Origin of the sequence: Paenibacillus sp. RC73, from assembly GCF_044908085.1 — a bacterium.
GTDB classification, from domain to species: Bacteria; Bacillota; Bacilli; order Paenibacillales; family Paenibacillaceae; genus Paenibacillus; species Paenibacillus terrae_A.
Map to the genome: position 1 here is coordinate 402,551 of NZ_JBIYCV010000002.1, position 16,226 is coordinate 418,776.

Below are 16,226 nucleotides of genomic sequence, written 5' to 3' on the forward strand. Positions count from 1 at the left end.
TCTCGTCCCATAGGGACGGGGGTCTTTTTTGTGCCCAATTGGTGTGAAAAACATGAATTGGAGTACCGAATTCAGGGGAGCATGCCTTATTTTGCTGCCATGAACAAAACAGGAGGCAATACACATGTCCAATGAGAAAACATTTTACATTACGACACCGATTTATTATCCAAGCGACAAGCTACATATCGGTCATGCGTACACTACGGTAGCCGGAGATGCGATGGCACGCTACAAGCGGCTGCGCGGCTACGAGGTGCGCTATTTGACAGGAACGGATGAGCATGGACAGAAGATTGAGCAGAAGGCGAGTGCGGCTGGCAAAACACCGCAACGTTTCGTTGACGATATTGTGGCAGGGATTCAGGATTTATGGCGGAAGCTCGATATTTCCAATGACGATTTTATTCGCACAACGGAAGAACGGCACAAGAGCGTTGTACAGGAAATATTTGATCGTTTGCTCAAGCAAGGGGATATTTACAAGGGCGAATACGAAGGCTGGTACAGCATTCCTGACGAGACTTATTACACGGAAACTCAACTGGTTGACGTGGTCAAGGATGCGGAAGGCAACGTGGCTGGAGGTAAAAGCCCGGACAGTGGCCACCCTGTAGAACTGGTCAAGGAAGAGTGTTACTTTTTCCGTATGAGCAAGTATGCTGATCGTTTGCTGCAATTTTATGAGGAGAATCCGCAGTTTATCCAGCCGGAATCCCGTAAAAAAGAGATGATTAACAACTTCATCAAGCCGGGGCTGGAGGATTTGGCTGTATCCCGTACAACCTTTGACTGGGGCGTTAAGGTGAAGGGTGATCCGAAGCATGTCGTATACGTGTGGATTGATGCGCTCTCCAACTACATTACAGCCCTGGGCTATGGTTCCTCCAATACCGAGCTATACGATAAATTTTGGCCTGCCAATGTGCATATCGTAGGGAAGGAAATTGTACGGTTCCACACGATTTACTGGCCAATCATGCTGATGGCGCTGGATCTCCCGTTGCCTAAAAAAGTATTTGCACACGGCTGGCTACTCATGAAGGACGGTAAAATGTCCAAGTCCAAAGGTAACGTCGTAGACCCTGTAACGCTGATTGACCGCTATGGTCTGGATCAACTTCGTTACTACTTGCTGCGCGAGGTGCCTTTCGGCGCGGATGGAACCTTTACACCGGAAAGCTTCGTTGATCGGGTCAATTCTGATTTAGCGAATGATCTGGGCAATTTGTTGAACCGTACCGTAGCGATGGTAGACAAATATTTTGAAGGCAAGGTTCCGGCTTATGAAGCGAATGTAACAGCATTCGACGGGGCTTTGGAAGAAATGGCAACAGTGACTTACAGTAAAGTAGAAGAAGCGATGGAAAACATGGAGTTTTCCGTGGCACTGGCGGCGATCAGCCAATTTATTAGCCGCAGCAATAAGTATATTGACGAAACACAACCATGGAACCTGGCCAAGGATGAGGACAAACGCCGTGAGCTGGCATCCGTTATGGTGCATTTGGTAGAAAGCTTGCGCATCGCGTCTATTTTGCTCCAGCCGTTCTTGACCCGCGCTCCGCATAAAATTTGGGAACAGCTGGGCATCAACGAAGGTGAACTGACTACATGGGAAAGCGGCAAGCAGTTTGGTCGCATTCCGGAAGGAACGCAACTGGTCAAAGGCAATCCCATCTTCCCGCGTCTGGATTCAGAGCAGGAGGTTGCTTTCATTGTCGAAGCGATGACGGGTGGCAAGAAGCCAGAGGAAGCTACCGCGCAGCTTCAACCGCAGAATGCGGCTGAGGCGGGCCAGGAAGCGCCAGAGGCGAAGGAAGAGATTGGTATTGAGGACTTTGCCAAGGTAGAACTGCGCGTCGCTCAGGTTATCGCCTGTGAGCCTGTGAAGAAGGCCGACAAGCTGTTGAAGCTCCAACTTGATCTTGGTTATGAGCAGCGTCAGGTTGTATCGGGCATTGCCAAGTTTTACACGCCGGAGGATATGGTTGGACGCAAGGTGATTTGTGTGACCAATCTTAAGCCTGTGAAGCTGCGTGGGGAGCTGTCACAAGGCATGATTTTAGCAGCATCGCACGGAGATCAGCTTACGCTGGCTACAGTACCGGAAAGCATGCCTAACGGCGCGATTGTAAAATAAATAAAACAAGTAATGAGCGTATGTCTTTCGGTTTTTATGCCGGGGCATACGCTTTTTGGGTTGCAACATATTTTGCTGCGTCCTCACGTATGTTTTAGTAATAGGGCTTGTTTGCTCGCGTTTACTTAAGACAGGCGGGAGGAAATGATGATGACGGATGTTAACGCCGGGTTGGCGATCATAGCAGGATTGGTTTCTTTTTTTTCACCTTGCTGTTTGCCACTGTATCCCTCTTATTTATCTTACATGACGGGGATGTCGGCACATGAACTGGCCGAAGGACGGCATAAGGCTGAGGTGCGTTACCGTACGATGGGACATACCCTTGCTTTTGTACTGGGTTTTTCCGTTGTGTTTTATTCCTTGGGTGCAAGTGTAGGGTTGCTGGGAGAATGGTTTGGCAATTATGGGGATACGCTAAGGGTGGTTGCGGGGATACTGATCTTGGTGATGGGGCTGGTATCTCTTGGCGTGGTACGGCCTTTGATTTTGATGCGGGAGCATAAGCTTCGCTGGACATGGAAGCCTGCCGGTTATGCCGGTTCCTTTGTGATCGGAATCGGATTTGCGGCAGGCTGGTCTCCCTGTATCGGTCCCATGCTGACAGCTATTATCGCTTTGGCGGCAGTAGAGCATCATACCTGGTTCAAGCTGGTCACAGGCTACGCGCTTGGTTTTGCGATTCCATTTTTTGCATTGGCTTTACTGGTCGGCTCTGTTCGTCTATCCTCGCGTTACACGTCAATTATCGTCAAAACAGGCGGTATACTGCTGATCATCACCGGAATTTTGCTAGTAACGGATCATATGACGGGTGTAACGCTGTTTTTACAACGGATTACGCCGGATTGGATGCTGGTTATGTGAAATACTCAATACGACTTAATGGAAAATGTTCAAAAATGCGCTCGGTGATAAATTCTCGCAGTGCGTTTTGCTGTTCATCGGGATAAACGTATTTGTTCTGTCCCCAACGTCCCCATTTTTTCTTGCGTTTCTCCATGTCCATTTCCAGCTTGGTTTTTGGATAACGCTTCTCGATCACAGCCTTGGATGTTTTGGTAAAACGATGCTGGATCAATTCGAACGTCAGATCTTTTGTGGCATCCTGAGGCAAGGTTTCACCCAATTTGCGCAGTAGCTCGCCATATCCTTCTTCCCAGCCGTCATACCAGATGATTGGCGCGATAATAAAGCCTAGCGGATAACCGGCTAGGGCGATTTTGCCCGCTGCTCCAATGCGTTCCTCGAAGCGCGAAGTCGCAGGCTCAAACTGTTTAATAACATAATCGGAATTAATGCTAAACCGGATGCGGGTATGACCATTATGCTGAATATCTAGCAGCGGATCGACATGATGATATTTGGTAACAAAACGCAGGCGACCAAATTCTTCGTCTGCCATAAAACGAATCAATTCTCCGAGCGATCCGGTGATATGCTCCAAACCGATCGGGTCGGAGGTACAGGCTGCTTCAAAACGAGTTATTTCGGGTGCACGTTCCTCGATATAGCCTTTAGCTGCCGATAAGATATCATCGGTATTGACATAGACGCGTAAGTACGGCTTTGCCCCTAATGTCGTTTGCAAATAACAATAGTGGCAGTGTCCCATACATCCGGTCGAAATAGGAATGGCGTATTCAGCAGAGGGCTTGGATTGGTCGAAGGTTAGCGTTTTGCGAATACCGACGACCAACGTCTTTTTCGCCATTCGATATTTTTCAACTTCGGTTTCGCCCGGTAAATTGGTAATCCGGTTATGAGATGTGGTCATACGATACGGAATGTCTTTGGCTTTGACCCAATCCATAATACGCTGACCCTTGGGATAATTCAGTGCGTCCGGCTCGAAAAATACCAGATCAGGCACGAACGGTTTGGTTCCTTTGGTTTTGACAGGAGTACGCTTAAGCGTGGACATGGGTAACGCTCCTTTCAGGAATAAATATCCAGTAGTAGCTTGGGTGTCCAACTCTAACTCATGCCATAGGAGAATGATACAAGGACGCTATTAGTATGCCCTGCTTAAATTGAACAAAACGTGGCAATAGCTGTGAGCAGAGGGATGAGACTTGCCAATAGGCAATGATAACATGTATCATTACATATGTAGGTTCAACGCAGGAAATGAAGGCGGTAAGCGCCCGTTCAATAACAGAAAAGAGGGAAACAAGTGCCAACGCCAAGCATGGAAGATTATTTGGAGCGCATTTACCAGCTGATTGATGAGAAGGGATACGCCCGTGTCTCGGATATCGCAGAGGGTCTGGAGGTCCATCCTTCGTCCGTTACCAAGATGATCCAGAAGCTGGATAAGGATGACTATCTCGTATATGAGAAATATCGGGGATTAATTTTAACACCCAAAGGGAAAAAGGTCGGCAAACGGCTGGTTGATCGCCACCAGTTACTAGAGCAATTTCTGGATATGATTGGGGTCGACAAGGACCTGATCTATAAAGATGTGGAAGGTATTGAGCACCATTTAAGCTGGGATTCCATCACCCGCATTGAGACATTGGTCGAATATTTCCGCCGGGATGAAGATCGTTTGCGCCAGCTTCACGATATACACAAGGAATTGAGTGGTGATTCCTGACAGGCATCGTCCGTAAGGACAGATGCTTTTTTATTTGTCCCTACCGCAACAAATACCCGGGTATTAGCGTCTATCCATTATATAGCAGGACAAGACAGGGGTTAAAAATTAACGGGTTAGCGGAGGATTGTAATCATATGAATTGGAAGAAAACATGGGCACTGGCTGCGGGTTTACTGCTGGCGGTGCAGACGGCAGTTGTGCCAGGAGCGCAAGCGGCTCCAAACGGAGAGATTGAAATTATATTGGACGGGCAACCGCTGCAAAGTGATGCGTTGCCGTACATTGTACAGGGAGCCAACGTAACGATGGTACCCTTGCGGGTGATCAGTGAGGGATTAGGCGCTCAGGTCAACTGGTCAGCATCGTCCGGTACGGTAACCATTACAGCACAAGACAAGAACATTTCTATGGAAAACGGCGGACAGAGTGCTATGGTGAATGGCAAGTCAGTTCGATTGGACGCATCTGCGCGTATGACGAGCGGAAGAGTCATGGTGCCGCTGCGTTTTGTTGGGGAAGAGTTGGGATTAAAAGTGGACTGGCAGGCTTCAGAGCGAGTCATTACGTTAAATAGTGGTAAAGAGGGTGCCGCCACTGGCGGAACAACATCCTCCGGTGGCGGCTCCAGCTCCAATACGTCCACATCTGACAATCCGGGAAGTGTAGATACGAATCAGGGAATCAATGATGATGTGCAAGCGAGTGTTACTTCTCCGTCTACATCAACCAATGAGGGCAGCTCCAATTCTTCGCAGGGAAATGTCGTGCAAGTGAAAGCTTCGACTTCCATGCGCGGGGCTTGGATTTCTACGATTAACGGGGATTGGCCTTCTTCCGCCGCCCGAAGCAGCACCGAGAAGCAAAAGCAGGAATTTACCAAAATGCTTGATGATTTGCAGGGTATGGGTATTAATGCGGTTTTTGTTCAGGTCCGGGCCAGCGGGGATGCGCTGTATCCGTCCAATCTTGTGCCATGGAGCAAGTACCTGACGAACACCCAGGGTAAAAATCCGGGCTATGATCCTTTAAAATTTATGATTAGTGAATCGCACAAGCGGGGGATGGAGTTCCATGCCTGGTTCAACCCTTTCCGCGCCAATTCTACAGGAACGACCAGTGGTTTAGCTGCAAACCATGTCGCTAACCAACATCCGGATTGGATCGTTAAGAATGGCAGTCAGCTATACATCAATCCCGGTATTCCCGCCGCTCGCCAGCATGTCATTGCTGCGATTATGGAGGTTGTGGACGGATATGATATTGACGGCGTTCATTTGGATGACTATTTCTATCCATACAGCGGTACTTTTGATGATGATGCGACTTTTCAAGCTTATAATGCCAACAAAATCTCTAACAAAGGCGACTGGCGGAGAGATAATGTGAACAGCTTTGTCCGTGATTTGGGCAAAAGCATTCATGCAAGCAAGTCCAAAGTGCAATTCGGTATTAGTCCTTTTGGAGTGTGGCGCAACAAGTCTCAGGACTTAACCGGATCAGATACGAAGGCAGGCGTTACAGCGTATGATACGACATTTGCCGATGTACGTACCTGGATTAACAAAGGCTGGATTGATTATGTAGCTCCACAGATTTATTGGAGTATCGGTTTCCCGGCCGCTGGCTATGACAAGCTTGTGGCATGGTGGTCCAATGAGGTCAAAAATTCAGATGTTAAGCTGTACATCGGACATTCTCCTTATAAAATCGGCACTCCTGAAAAGGGCTGGCAATCTGCCGAAGAGCTGATTAAGCAACTCAAGCTGAACGAAAATTATAACCAGATCAAAGGGGACATTTATTTTAGTGCCCAGCATTTACGGAAAAATCCGTACGGACTCATTCAGCTTCTTCAAAATTATTATCAATAATTATGTAAAATGGATCATATAGGTTCTAAATAAGCCTCCGTTCTCATACATAAGCAGTAGTACTGCTTACTCCCAAGAGAACGGAGGTTTTTTGATCTATGCTGATCAATGCTGTGTTCCAGGGTGGAGGGGTTAAGGGTATATCGCTGGCGGGTGCAGTCAAGGCTGCGGAGGAGCATGAAATTGTATTCAACCGTGTAGCGGGTACATCATCAGGTGCTATTGTAGCTGCTTTGTTGGCGGCAGGATATTCAGCAGATGAAATGAAAGCCGTGATCGAGAAAACCCCCTTGGTCAGCTTGTTACGGCGTTCTCCGGTGTTTAACATCAAATGGGTTGGACCGGCAGCTCGTATTTTTCTTAAAAAAGGGCTGTACTCCGGAGAAGCATTGGAGCATTGGGTGCGGGAGCTGTTGCTTGCCAAGGGAGTGCGTACGTTCGCGGATCTGCCTCCAGGCAAGCTGCGCATTATTGCTTCAGACATAACGAACGGACGCATTCTGGTGCTTCCTGAGGATATCAAACGTTTCGGTATGAACTCCTCTTCACTGGAGGTGGCCAAAGCCATTCGGATGAGCACAAGCATCCCATATTTTTTCGACCCCGTTATGCTAAGACTTGATCCTTTGCACACGAAAGGGAAAAAATTTTCACAGCAATTTGTGTTTGTTGTCGATGGGGCACTGCTAAGTAATCTGCCTTTATGGCTTTTTGATGAGCCTGTAAATGAACGAAAGGCCAAAACAATTCCAACAGTAGGCTTTCAGATGGTGGGCAAAACGGGAACCGAAACGAAGGTTTCATATATACGGGGGCCGTTGACGATGCTGCAAGCTATTTTTGATACGATGCTATCAGCGCATGATGAGCGTTATATTGAGCAGGAGAACCGATATCGGACGATTAAAATCCCGACGCTGGGCATTCGCACAGCACAGTTCAACATTTCTCCTGAGCAAAGCAATTTGCTTTATGATTCTGGTGTGCAGGCAGGAGACGCATTTTTCCACAAATGGAGCATCGCTTCTTACCAACAGCAGTATAACAAGTATCAATTAATGAAGGATACGATGTATGCCATGAAATAATTACTTGCTAGTTGGAGCTGGAATCAAGAGGTTAAAAAAGGAGCCATTTCCCGGTCATTTTTCATTACGCGGGTGATGGCTCCTTTGTGTATCATGTTAGAGTGTGATCGACTAATGATACTTAGGTTGTTCTTCTTCGTTTTTGCCCTTAGAGCCTTCAATAACATGAAAAGGATACGCTTTGCGCTTGCCTGTAGTCTGCTGCTTGCGTGTATTGGCTGTTTTGGCCATAGTGCGTGCAGAGGGTTTAATCTTGGGAGTACGGGTGCGTCGTCCTGGCAGGTATTTGTACAGCAGAAATATAACTGCAAAAACAAGGACAGGAATCAATAAACTCATAAGAAAGCCCCAGCTTCCTCTCCATACCATATCCACAATCCCATATGCGCCCAAGGCAAGGGTAAGCCAGAAAATAACCGCATGTCTGTTCATCTTTCACTCATCCTTTCACAGGATCAAGGACCGAGCTGTTGAAGGTCTCCTTTACAGGTACATTTTCCAACTCGGCATCCAATTCCAGCATACGCTTGAATGAAGCAATGGATACCTCTACTTGATCATCGGTCGGTTCTTTGGTGGTAAGTAGTTGCAGCCACAGGCCGGGGTATCCCAAATAACGGAGTACCGGAATCTCCCGCAGGGCATTGGTTAGCTTGAGAAATTCAAAAGAAAGCCCCAGCACGATTGGAAGCAGCAAAAGCCGCTGTCCCATACGCTCCCACAGATTATCATACGTAAACAGGGAATATACGAGTACTCCGATAATCACCGTCAGCATAATAAAGCTGCTTCCGCAACGGTAATGCAGACGACTGTATTTTTGCACATTAGCAGGAGTTAGTTCTTCACCTGCTTCATATGCAGTAATCACCTTATGTTCCGCTCCGTGATATTGGAACAGTCGCTTAATCAACGGAGTTTGGGAAATCCCCCATAAATAACCTAATAGCAGAATTATCTTAATAGCCCCTTCCGCAAGGTTATGCAGAATCTGGTTGTGAAATAAATTCCCGAACAGGAAATCTTCCACGATAACCGGAACCAGAGTCAAGACAATTTTGCCAAACAGGAAGGATAAAATACCGACCGCCGCCACGCCGATCATCATACTCAGGCTCCAGCGAGATTCTTCTTTTTTCTTTTGTTCAGCGCGTTCTTCCAGGTCCACTTCATCATCGGCGTAGGCATCGGCTGAATAGTTTAAATGCTTTGTACCCTTGGCGCTGGAATCGATGATACTTACAATCCCCCGTAACAACGGGATTCTGCGAAATTTGGACACCCAGGATTGCTCCTTGCGCGGTACTTCCAAATATGTGATTTCGCCAGTCTTGCGGCGAACTGCCGTGACATTGACACGCTTGCCGCCGAACATGACACCTTCAATGACTGCCTGACCACCGTAGCTTACAGGCTTGGATGCTTGTGACAACCGTCTCACCTCTCTTTACACGTGCTTTTTGTATATTGTATCGAATTTGGAAGGGAATATCTAGTTGGGGGAAATGAGAGGAAGTATTTAGGCTGCTTCAAGCGGTGAAGGAAGTCGCTCCAAGCTCGGATCATCCTTCCGATCGCTGTTATCCCCAGATTTTTTGATTTTGTAAAAGATGTAATGGTAAAAATCCGGGGATAAAGGCGAACGCTACCGCTTCTTCAGGACGAATCCGAGCTTTCCGCTGCTGCCCACCTCTCGATTTGCCTTGGTTGGGGGAGGGGAAGTTGGACTTCAAATGCTAAAAAGGCGCGTTATTAGTTTGATGTGTGCTTTTGCTGCTATTTTCCCAAATTCTATTTTCAGAGCTTTTGAATTGTTGAACAATAGCGTAAATACGTTTCTTTCTTAATGTTCGTTAGATGTTGAACAGCAAAAAAAGTGGCACAATCACAAAAAGCAGCGGAGAGGACGGAATCGTTCTGAAGAAGCGGTAGCGTTCGCCTTTGCCTCCGGATTTCTACCCTTGAGGGTATAAATCAGAAATCTGGAGGCAACAGCGATCGGAAGAATGATCCGTTCTCGTAGCGGACACATATGCACACATAATGAGTCACCACCCCAGCAGCACTTCCCCATATGTAACAACAACTCACCAAGTTCAGTGTTAAACTCATCCCCATCGGAGCATACTACCTAGCAAAATGGATATGCACGAATCCATCGGAAATGCAGCCTTCATCATGCGCCAATAAAAGTCATCCTTTTAGCATGGAAAAAGTTTTGCATCTTGAAAGGGGATCAAACAACATGAGTGAAGCCTACTCCATACCCAAGGCAGGCCATGATCAGGAACAGACTCGCGAATCTCAGGATCAACGCGACCATAACAATAATAACAGCCGTAGAGGCAGGCAGCAGTCGGGCAAAATACATACGCCCCTTATTCCTTTTGCACTTGAACTGGGCTTTTTTGCGGGCTTGCTCTGGGGATTGCTGCGCTGGTTGTTTTATACATTGCATTTTACGGTAGTCGCACCGGGATTTTTGGCAGAGCCTTTTTTCAAGCATTCGTTCATGAAAACGACGGCAGGGCATCTGGTGGGTCTACTGTTTTTTATGGCATTATCAGTTGTAGCATCCTTGGTGTACACATTGATGTTTCGTAGATATAAGGGGCCTTTGCCTGGCATCGTTTACGGTCTGGTCTGGTGGGTTATTTTATTCGTGTTGACAGGTCCCAAGCTCGGGATGATGAATCCGCTTCATCGATTGACCTGGGATTCCATATATACGGAAATTTGTGTGTTTATACTGTGGGGGCTATTTATCGGATACACCGTTGCTGTTGAGTATACGGACGAGAGAAAGCGCGAGCCTGAGAAAGCTGGGGACTGAGCACAACAAAAACTTCTCAAGCGGCTATCGCCTGTGTTAAAATAGCATTTGGTTATTTGACAGAGGGGAGCGGGATGAAAGATGAAGAATGACCGGGTGTTAAAGCTGCGGCAGGCGCTGGGCGAGCATGATCTGCGGGCTATATTGATTACAAGCCCTGTCAACCGCCGATATTTGACAGGATTCACTGGTTCGTCGGGTTATGTGCTGATTACGGAATCTCACAGCTATCTGCTGACCGACTTTCGTTATATGACACAGGCGGCCGAACAAGCGGCAGGCTTTACGGTGGTGCAGCACGCTGCGCAAGTCATGGAAACGGTGAAAGAGCTGTTGTCCTCCCATCAGATCGGCGAAACAGGCTTCGAGCAGGATCATGTATCTGTTGCGACGCATAAAGCTTACAGTGAAGATTTGTCCCCTGTTACATTGATTCCGGTATCGGGAATTGTAGAAAAGCTACGGGTGTACAAAGATGCGGAAGAACTGGAAGTGATGCAGCGGGCGGCGGATTTGGCAGATGCTACATTTGCACACATTTTGCCTTACATCAAACCGGGTGTCAGCGAGCGTGAGCTGGATCTGGAAATGGAATTCTTCATGCGCAAGCAGGGAGCTACGTCTTCCTCCTTTGACACGATTGTGGCATCCGGGGTTCGTTCGGCACTGCCTCACGGTGTAGCTAGCTCCAAGTTGGTACAAGCGGGCGAACTGATTACGTTTGATTTCGGTGCGTTGCTGGATGGCTATTGCTCCGATTTGACACGTACAGTAGCTACACAAGGGGATTTGTCGCCGCAGCTACGTGAGATCTACGATATTGTGCTCAAGGCGCAGCTTCACGCGTTGGAACATATTAAGCCAGGCATGACGGGCCGAGAAGCGGATGCGCTGACACGGGATATTATTGCAAGCCATGGCTATGGAGACAATTTCGGACACAGCACAGGTCATGGTTTGGGTCTGGAAGTCCATGAATCCACGCGTCTGTCGAAGGCGAGCGATGATATTTTGGAGCCTGGCATGGTTGTAACGGTTGAACCAGGTATTTATGTACCTGGATTGGGCGGCGTACGGATCGAGGATGATATCGTTATTACAGATAGCAGCATCAAGGCATTAACACATTCAAGCAAAGAATTTACAGTCGTTTAATAACGATAACAGTCCTGTAGGAGGGGTATTTTAGTGATTAACGTTAATGATTTCAAAACAGGCTTGACCGTCGAGGTAGACGGAGATATTTTTACAGTGCTGGACTTCCAACACGTAAAACCAGGTAAAGGTGCGGCATTCGTGCGCTCCAAGCTGAAAAACCTGCGTAACGGCAACACGGTTGAACGTACATTCCGTGCGGGTGAAACGATTGGCCGCGCGCAAATTGAAAACCGTGGTGTGTCCTACCTCTATGCGAGCGCAGACGAGCATACATTCATGGACAACGAAACATACGATCAATTCAATCTTTCCAGTGATCAACTGAAATGGGAACTTAACTTCCTGCAAGAAAACATGAATGTAAACATCATTAGCTATAATGGTGAAATTCTCGGGATTAACCTGCCTAACAGCGTAGAGCTGAAGGTTATTGACACGGAGCCGGGCATTAAAGGCAACACCGCTACAGGTGCTACCAAAAATGCTAAAGTTGAAACAGGACTAAATGTTCAGGTTCCTTTGTTTATCAACCAGGATGATGTACTACTGATTGATACACGCGATGGTAAATACATTTCCCGCGCATAGAATGGTCTAGCTTCGTTATATCCTCTGTCCTTGTCAAGGGCAGGGGATTATTTGTTATGAACAACTGTTATTAAAAAACATTGGCTCCGCACAGCACTTTCGTATTATACTGTACTAAAGTTATGCCGTAGGATGTCACGTTCAAAGTCGGTTGTGCCATCTCAAGGTTACATACTGTTGAGTCTGAGGGAGTGAATATCGTTGTCTTTGTATGTCATGAAATTCGGAGGCAGTTCCGTCGGTGATACGGAGCGCATGAAACGCGTGGCAAAACGCGTTGTTGAGAAACAGAGTGAAGGGCATCAATGTGTAGTTGTTGTTTCTGCGATGGGGGATACAACAGACGAACTGATCGACCAGGCCAAATTGCTGAATGAGCAGTTGCCTGCACGTGAATTGGATATGCTGATGACGACTGGCGAGCAAATTTCGATTGCATTGTTGTCGATGGCTATTCAGCAGTTGGGACATGAGGCGGTATCGTTTACGGGATGGCAGGCTGGTTTCCGTACCGAATCCGAGCACGGTCGGGCGAGAATTACGGACATCCAACCTCAGCGGGTACTGGATGCACTAAGCAGTAATAAAATTGTCGTGGTTGCGGGTTTCCAGGGGATGTCTGCTGAAGGAGATATTACGACGCTGGGACGTGGTGGTTCTGACACAACGGCGGTTGCGCTGGCGGCGGCGATCCAGGCGGATGCTTGCGAAATTTACACGGATGTGGATGGCATATATTCTACAGATCCACGGATCGTGAAGGTTGCCCGTAAGCTGAAAGAAATTTCCTATGATGAAATGTTGGAATTAGCCAATCTGGGTGCGGCAGTGTTGCATCCGCGTGCGGTAGAATATGCGAAACATAACCGGGTACCGCTGATTGTGCGGTCCAGTTTTAACCATAATGAAGGAACGGTCGTAAAGGAGGATGCAGTAATGGAGCAGGGCGTAGTAGTCAGTGGGATTGCATATGATAAAAATGTAGCAAGAATCAGTATTTTGGGCGTAGTCGATACTCCTGGTGTATTGGCGAAAGTATTCGGAACGCTGGCGGGAGCCAAAATTGATGTAGACATTATTGTGCAAAGCGGTGTTGAGGCTGGCAAAGCAGACTTTTCCTTTACAGTGGCTCTAACGGATCGCGAAGCAGCTTTGAAGACGTTGGAAGGCATTCGCACAGAGCTTCCATACCGTGAAGTGACGTCTGAAGAAAACCTCGTCAAAGTATCCATCGTAGGTGCAGGTATGGTCAGCCATCCAGGCGTTGCAGCGCAAATGTTTGCTGTGTTGGCAGAACAAGGCGTGAGCATTAAAATGGTAAGCACATCTGAAATCAAGGTATCGTGTGTGATCGAGGCTGGCAAACTCCATGGGGTTATTCAGGCGCTGCATACAGCGTACAATCTGGATACTGAGGAGCAAGCATTTGTAGGTGGACCGCAGGACCGTCGGTAATTGAATGGGAATATTGCGCCTCCTAAATTCATAGTTTTATAATCATAGAATATAGCGGTAGGTAAGAGGTTGTTTTTTCAGCGAGTGATGGGCTGAAGGGCAGCCTCTTTTATTGTGAATCTATTGTTTTTGTTCCAGGGTATCCCTTAGCCGTCAAGGCTTCGGGGTGCCTTTTTTGATTTTTGCAGATTCCATGAAGGAGCTTTAGGTGGCGGGGAATATGTTTGTTAAAGGCGGATAGGAGCTTTGAAATCAACGACTAGGTTTTCGATATATTTTCGGCATAAAAAGCGAGAGTCGGCCATAGACTTGTCTTAAAGAAAAAGGACAACTGTGAGGGGGCGGCATCGGTATGGAATGGCTGGAGTTATTTCCCGAACCGTTGCACGGTATACTCGGAAAGCTTCCGGAAACGATATTCAAGCAACTGGAGGAAATTCGGGTCCGGGAAGGAAGGCCGCTGGAAATTAATACAAATGGTGAACACCATTTTGTAACGTCCGCCGGTCGGCTGACTTTGAACCATATGGAAGCCTATAAGCCGGACCGGGAGGATGCCCACCGTTTGCTGGATTTTATCAGCAATCATTCCCTGTACACCATGGAGGAGGAGCTTCGCAAAGGGTTTATTACCATTCCCGGGGGTCACCGGATCGGGTTGGCGGGGAGAACGGTGCTTAGCAGGGGGCGAGTGGAGCATTTGAGGGATATAAGCAGCTTTAATGTAAGAATTGCCCGGGCGATTCCCGGTATAGCTGATCGCATATTGCCTTATGTAGCGGATCGAAAATCCGGTAAAATCCTTCATACCCTCATCTTGTCCCCGCCTCAGCATGGCAAAACAACACTGCTTAGGGACTTGGCCCGGCAACTAAGCTACGGGGGGCTGGAAAGCAATGGGGGGCGTCGAAGCGGGCTCAAAGTAGGCATTATAGATGAACGTTCGGAGATTGCCGGCAGTCACAAGGGCATTCCCGGTTTTGATGTTGGACCTCGAACCGACGTATTGGATGGATGTCCGAAAGCAGAAGGCATGATGATGATGATTCGTTCCATGTCGCCAGATGTGCTGATCGTCGATGAAATCGGCCGACCTGAGGATGCCGAAGCGGTGCGTGAAGCGCTTCATGCGGGGATCGCAGTCATTGCTTCCGCACATGGACGTGATGTGGCTGAAATGGCGACCCGGCCTGCTTTTGCCGGATTGACTACAGGACAGGAGCTGTTTCAGCTCTACGTCATGCTGGAGCGGACGAGCCGGGGCGTCTCCTTCCGGCTGGCAGATGCCAAACAGCGCAGGCTGACACTGTCTGGGGAAGGGCAGAACGGAGGCATATCTTATGCTTAAGCTGCTGGGTGCCGCGTTGGTTATACTCGCCGCTACGCTGGCTGGCTGGCAGCGGGCAAGGCAGTTTGCGCTGAGGCCGCGGCAGATCAGAGAGCTGATTCTCGCGCTGCAAAGGCTGACCACCGAGGTTTCCTACGGGGTGTCACCGCTACCGGATGCTTTTGCCAAGACGGGAGAGCCGTTGCGGGAGCCGCTGCGAACCTTGTTCAAGCAAGCCTCACACTGGATGCACCCCTCCTTTGGGCTGACCGCCAGAGAAAGCCTGCATAAAGCGATTGAAGCCTCGTGGAGCCGCTCCAGTATGCAGCAGGCCGAGAAGGAAGCGATGCGGCAGCTTGCTTACAGTCTCGGAACCAGCGACCGTGAAGACCAGATCAAGCACATTGCGCTAACCATCCAGCAGCTATCCCATGAGGAAGCGCAGGCGCAGGCGGATCAGGTGAGATACGAGCGCATGAGCAGAAGCCTGGGACTGCTGATCGGAGCATTGATCGTCATTTTGATCTATTAGCGGGGTGCTCGAATGAATTTAGAAGTGAACGCTATTTTTCAGATTGCCGGAATTGGCATTATTATCGCCATGATTCATACCGTACTCAAGCAAATGGGCAAAGAAGACATGGCCCACTGGGTAACGGTCATCGGCTTTGTTGTGGTGCTGTTCATGGTGGTACGAATGCTGGATAACCTTCTGCAAGAGATCAAATCTATCTTTCTTTTTCAGTAGGTGGACACATGGAAATCATTCAGGTGGTCGGCTTCGCCCTGATTGCCACAGTTCTTATTTTGGTCATTAAGGAACAGAAGCCGATGTTTGCTTTTCTGATTGCGACAGCCGCGGGAATCGTCATTTTTTTACTGTTGATTGGCAAGATTGGGTCCGTAGTTGCTGTGCTGGAGCGTCTGGCAAGGTCATCTGGCATGGATATGATTTATTTTAAAACCGTGCTGAAAATTATCGGTATCGCTTATATTGCCGAATTTGGAGCGCAGGTGGTTCGGGATGCGGGACAAGACGGGATTGCCTCCAAAATTGAGCTTACAGGAAAGGTGCTCATTATGGTGCTGGCGATCCCGATTATCAGCATTATCATTGACACGATTCTGAAGCTGATGCCCGCCTGAGGGGGTGATGCC

Annotated in this window: 16 protein-coding genes; 13 read left to right on the top strand and 3 right to left on the bottom strand. The window is 48.2% G+C overall.

Features of this window, described 5'->3' with window-relative positions; translation table 11 throughout:
• Window positions 1-124: 124 nt before the first annotated feature.
• The gene (metG, locus tag ABH897_RS05390) at window positions 125-2,143 is read left to right on the top strand and encodes a methionine--tRNA ligase (protein WP_283652328.1); all 2,019 of its coding nucleotides are present in this window, start codon (window positions 125-127) and stop codon (window positions 2,141-2,143) included.
• 150 nt (window positions 2,144-2,293) lie between these two features.
• A complete protein-coding gene (locus tag ABH897_RS05395) occupies window positions 2,294-3,010 on the top strand; it encodes a cytochrome c biogenesis CcdA family protein (RefSeq protein ID WP_283657140.1) in 717 nt (238 codons plus the stop codon).
• Here the strand turns inward: ABH897_RS05395 and splB are convergent.
• The gene (splB, locus tag ABH897_RS05400) at window positions 3,003-4,067 is read right to left on the bottom strand and encodes a spore photoproduct lyase (protein ID WP_283652327.1); all 1,065 of its coding nucleotides are present in this window, start codon (window positions 4,065-4,067) and stop codon (window positions 3,003-3,005) included. The genes ABH897_RS05395 and splB overlap by 8 nt on opposite strands.
• A gap of 252 nt (window positions 4,068-4,319) precedes the next feature.
• On the opposite strand from splB, the gene mntR reads away from it, so the two are divergent.
• From mntR to ABH897_RS05415, 3 genes are all read left to right on the top strand, one after another.
• Window positions 4,320-4,745: a transcriptional regulator MntR gene (mntR, locus tag ABH897_RS05405; protein WP_007430946.1), complete on the top strand. Its 426-nt coding sequence runs from the start codon at window positions 4,320-4,322 to the stop codon at window positions 4,743-4,745.
• Between the two features lie 137 nt (window positions 4,746-4,882).
• The gene (locus tag ABH897_RS05410; protein WP_283652326.1) at window positions 4,883-6,619 is read left to right on the top strand and encodes a family 10 glycosylhydrolase; all 1,737 of its coding nucleotides are present in this window, start codon (window positions 4,883-4,885) and stop codon (window positions 6,617-6,619) included.
• A 98-nt stretch (window positions 6,620-6,717) separates the two neighbouring features.
• Entirely contained in the window at window positions 6,718-7,707 is a 990-nt protein-coding gene (locus tag ABH897_RS05415; protein ID WP_283652325.1) for a patatin-like phospholipase family protein, read from the top strand.
• A gap of 111 nt (window positions 7,708-7,818) precedes the next feature.
• Here the strand turns inward: ABH897_RS05415 and ABH897_RS05420 are convergent, their stop codons facing one another.
• The gene (locus ABH897_RS05420; protein WP_404580508.1) at window positions 7,819-8,139 is read right to left on the bottom strand and encodes a hypothetical protein; all 321 of its coding nucleotides are present in this window, start codon (window positions 8,137-8,139) and stop codon (window positions 7,819-7,821) included.
• 7 nt (window positions 8,140-8,146) lie between these two features.
• A complete protein-coding gene (locus tag ABH897_RS05425) occupies window positions 8,147-9,139 on the bottom strand; it encodes a DUF1385 domain-containing protein (protein WP_404591337.1) in 993 nt (330 codons plus the stop codon).
• Window positions 9,140-9,952: 813 nt separating this feature from the next.
• Between ABH897_RS05425 and ABH897_RS05430 the strand changes: the two genes are divergently transcribed.
• The 8 genes from ABH897_RS05430 to spoIIIAD all read left to right on the top strand — a co-directional run bounded on the left by ABH897_RS05430 (window position 9,953) and on the right by spoIIIAD (window position 16,214).
• Complete coding sequence (locus tag ABH897_RS05430; RefSeq protein WP_404591339.1) at window positions 9,953-10,540, top strand: YqhR family membrane protein; 588 nt, start codon at window positions 9,953-9,955, stop codon at window positions 10,538-10,540.
• Window positions 10,541-10,621: 81 nt separating this feature from the next.
• A complete protein-coding gene (locus ABH897_RS05435; protein WP_404591341.1) occupies window positions 10,622-11,695 on the top strand; it encodes a M24 family metallopeptidase in 1,074 nt (357 codons plus the stop codon).
• A gap of 33 nt (window positions 11,696-11,728) precedes the next feature.
• Window positions 11,729-12,286, top strand: a complete 558-nt coding sequence (gene efp, locus ABH897_RS05440; RefSeq protein ID WP_044647663.1) for an elongation factor P — start codon at window positions 11,729-11,731, stop codon at window positions 12,284-12,286.
• 201 nt (window positions 12,287-12,487) lie between these two features.
• Complete coding sequence (locus ABH897_RS05445) at window positions 12,488-13,741, top strand: aspartate kinase (RefSeq protein WP_044647662.1); 1,254 nt, start codon at window positions 12,488-12,490, stop codon at window positions 13,739-13,741.
• A 352-nt stretch (window positions 13,742-14,093) separates the two neighbouring features.
• Window positions 14,094-15,089, top strand: a complete 996-nt coding sequence (spoIIIAA, locus tag ABH897_RS05450) for a stage III sporulation protein AA (RefSeq protein ID WP_283652319.1) — start codon at window positions 14,094-14,096, stop codon at window positions 15,087-15,089.
• The gene (spoIIIAB, locus tag ABH897_RS05455) at window positions 15,082-15,600 is read left to right on the top strand and encodes a stage III sporulation protein SpoIIIAB (RefSeq protein ID WP_014282236.1); all 519 of its coding nucleotides are present in this window, start codon (window positions 15,082-15,084) and stop codon (window positions 15,598-15,600) included. The genes spoIIIAA and spoIIIAB overlap by 8 nt, the downstream gene beginning before the upstream one ends.
• Window positions 15,601-15,612: 12 nt before the next feature.
• Complete coding sequence (gene spoIIIAC / locus ABH897_RS05460; RefSeq protein ID WP_010345636.1) at window positions 15,613-15,816, top strand: stage III sporulation protein AC; 204 nt, start codon at window positions 15,613-15,615, stop codon at window positions 15,814-15,816.
• 8 nt (window positions 15,817-15,824) lie between these two features.
• Window positions 15,825-16,214, top strand: a complete 390-nt coding sequence (spoIIIAD, locus tag ABH897_RS05465) for a stage III sporulation protein AD (RefSeq protein ID WP_025683336.1) — start codon at window positions 15,825-15,827, stop codon at window positions 16,212-16,214.
• Window positions 16,215-16,226 lie beyond the last annotated feature (12 nt).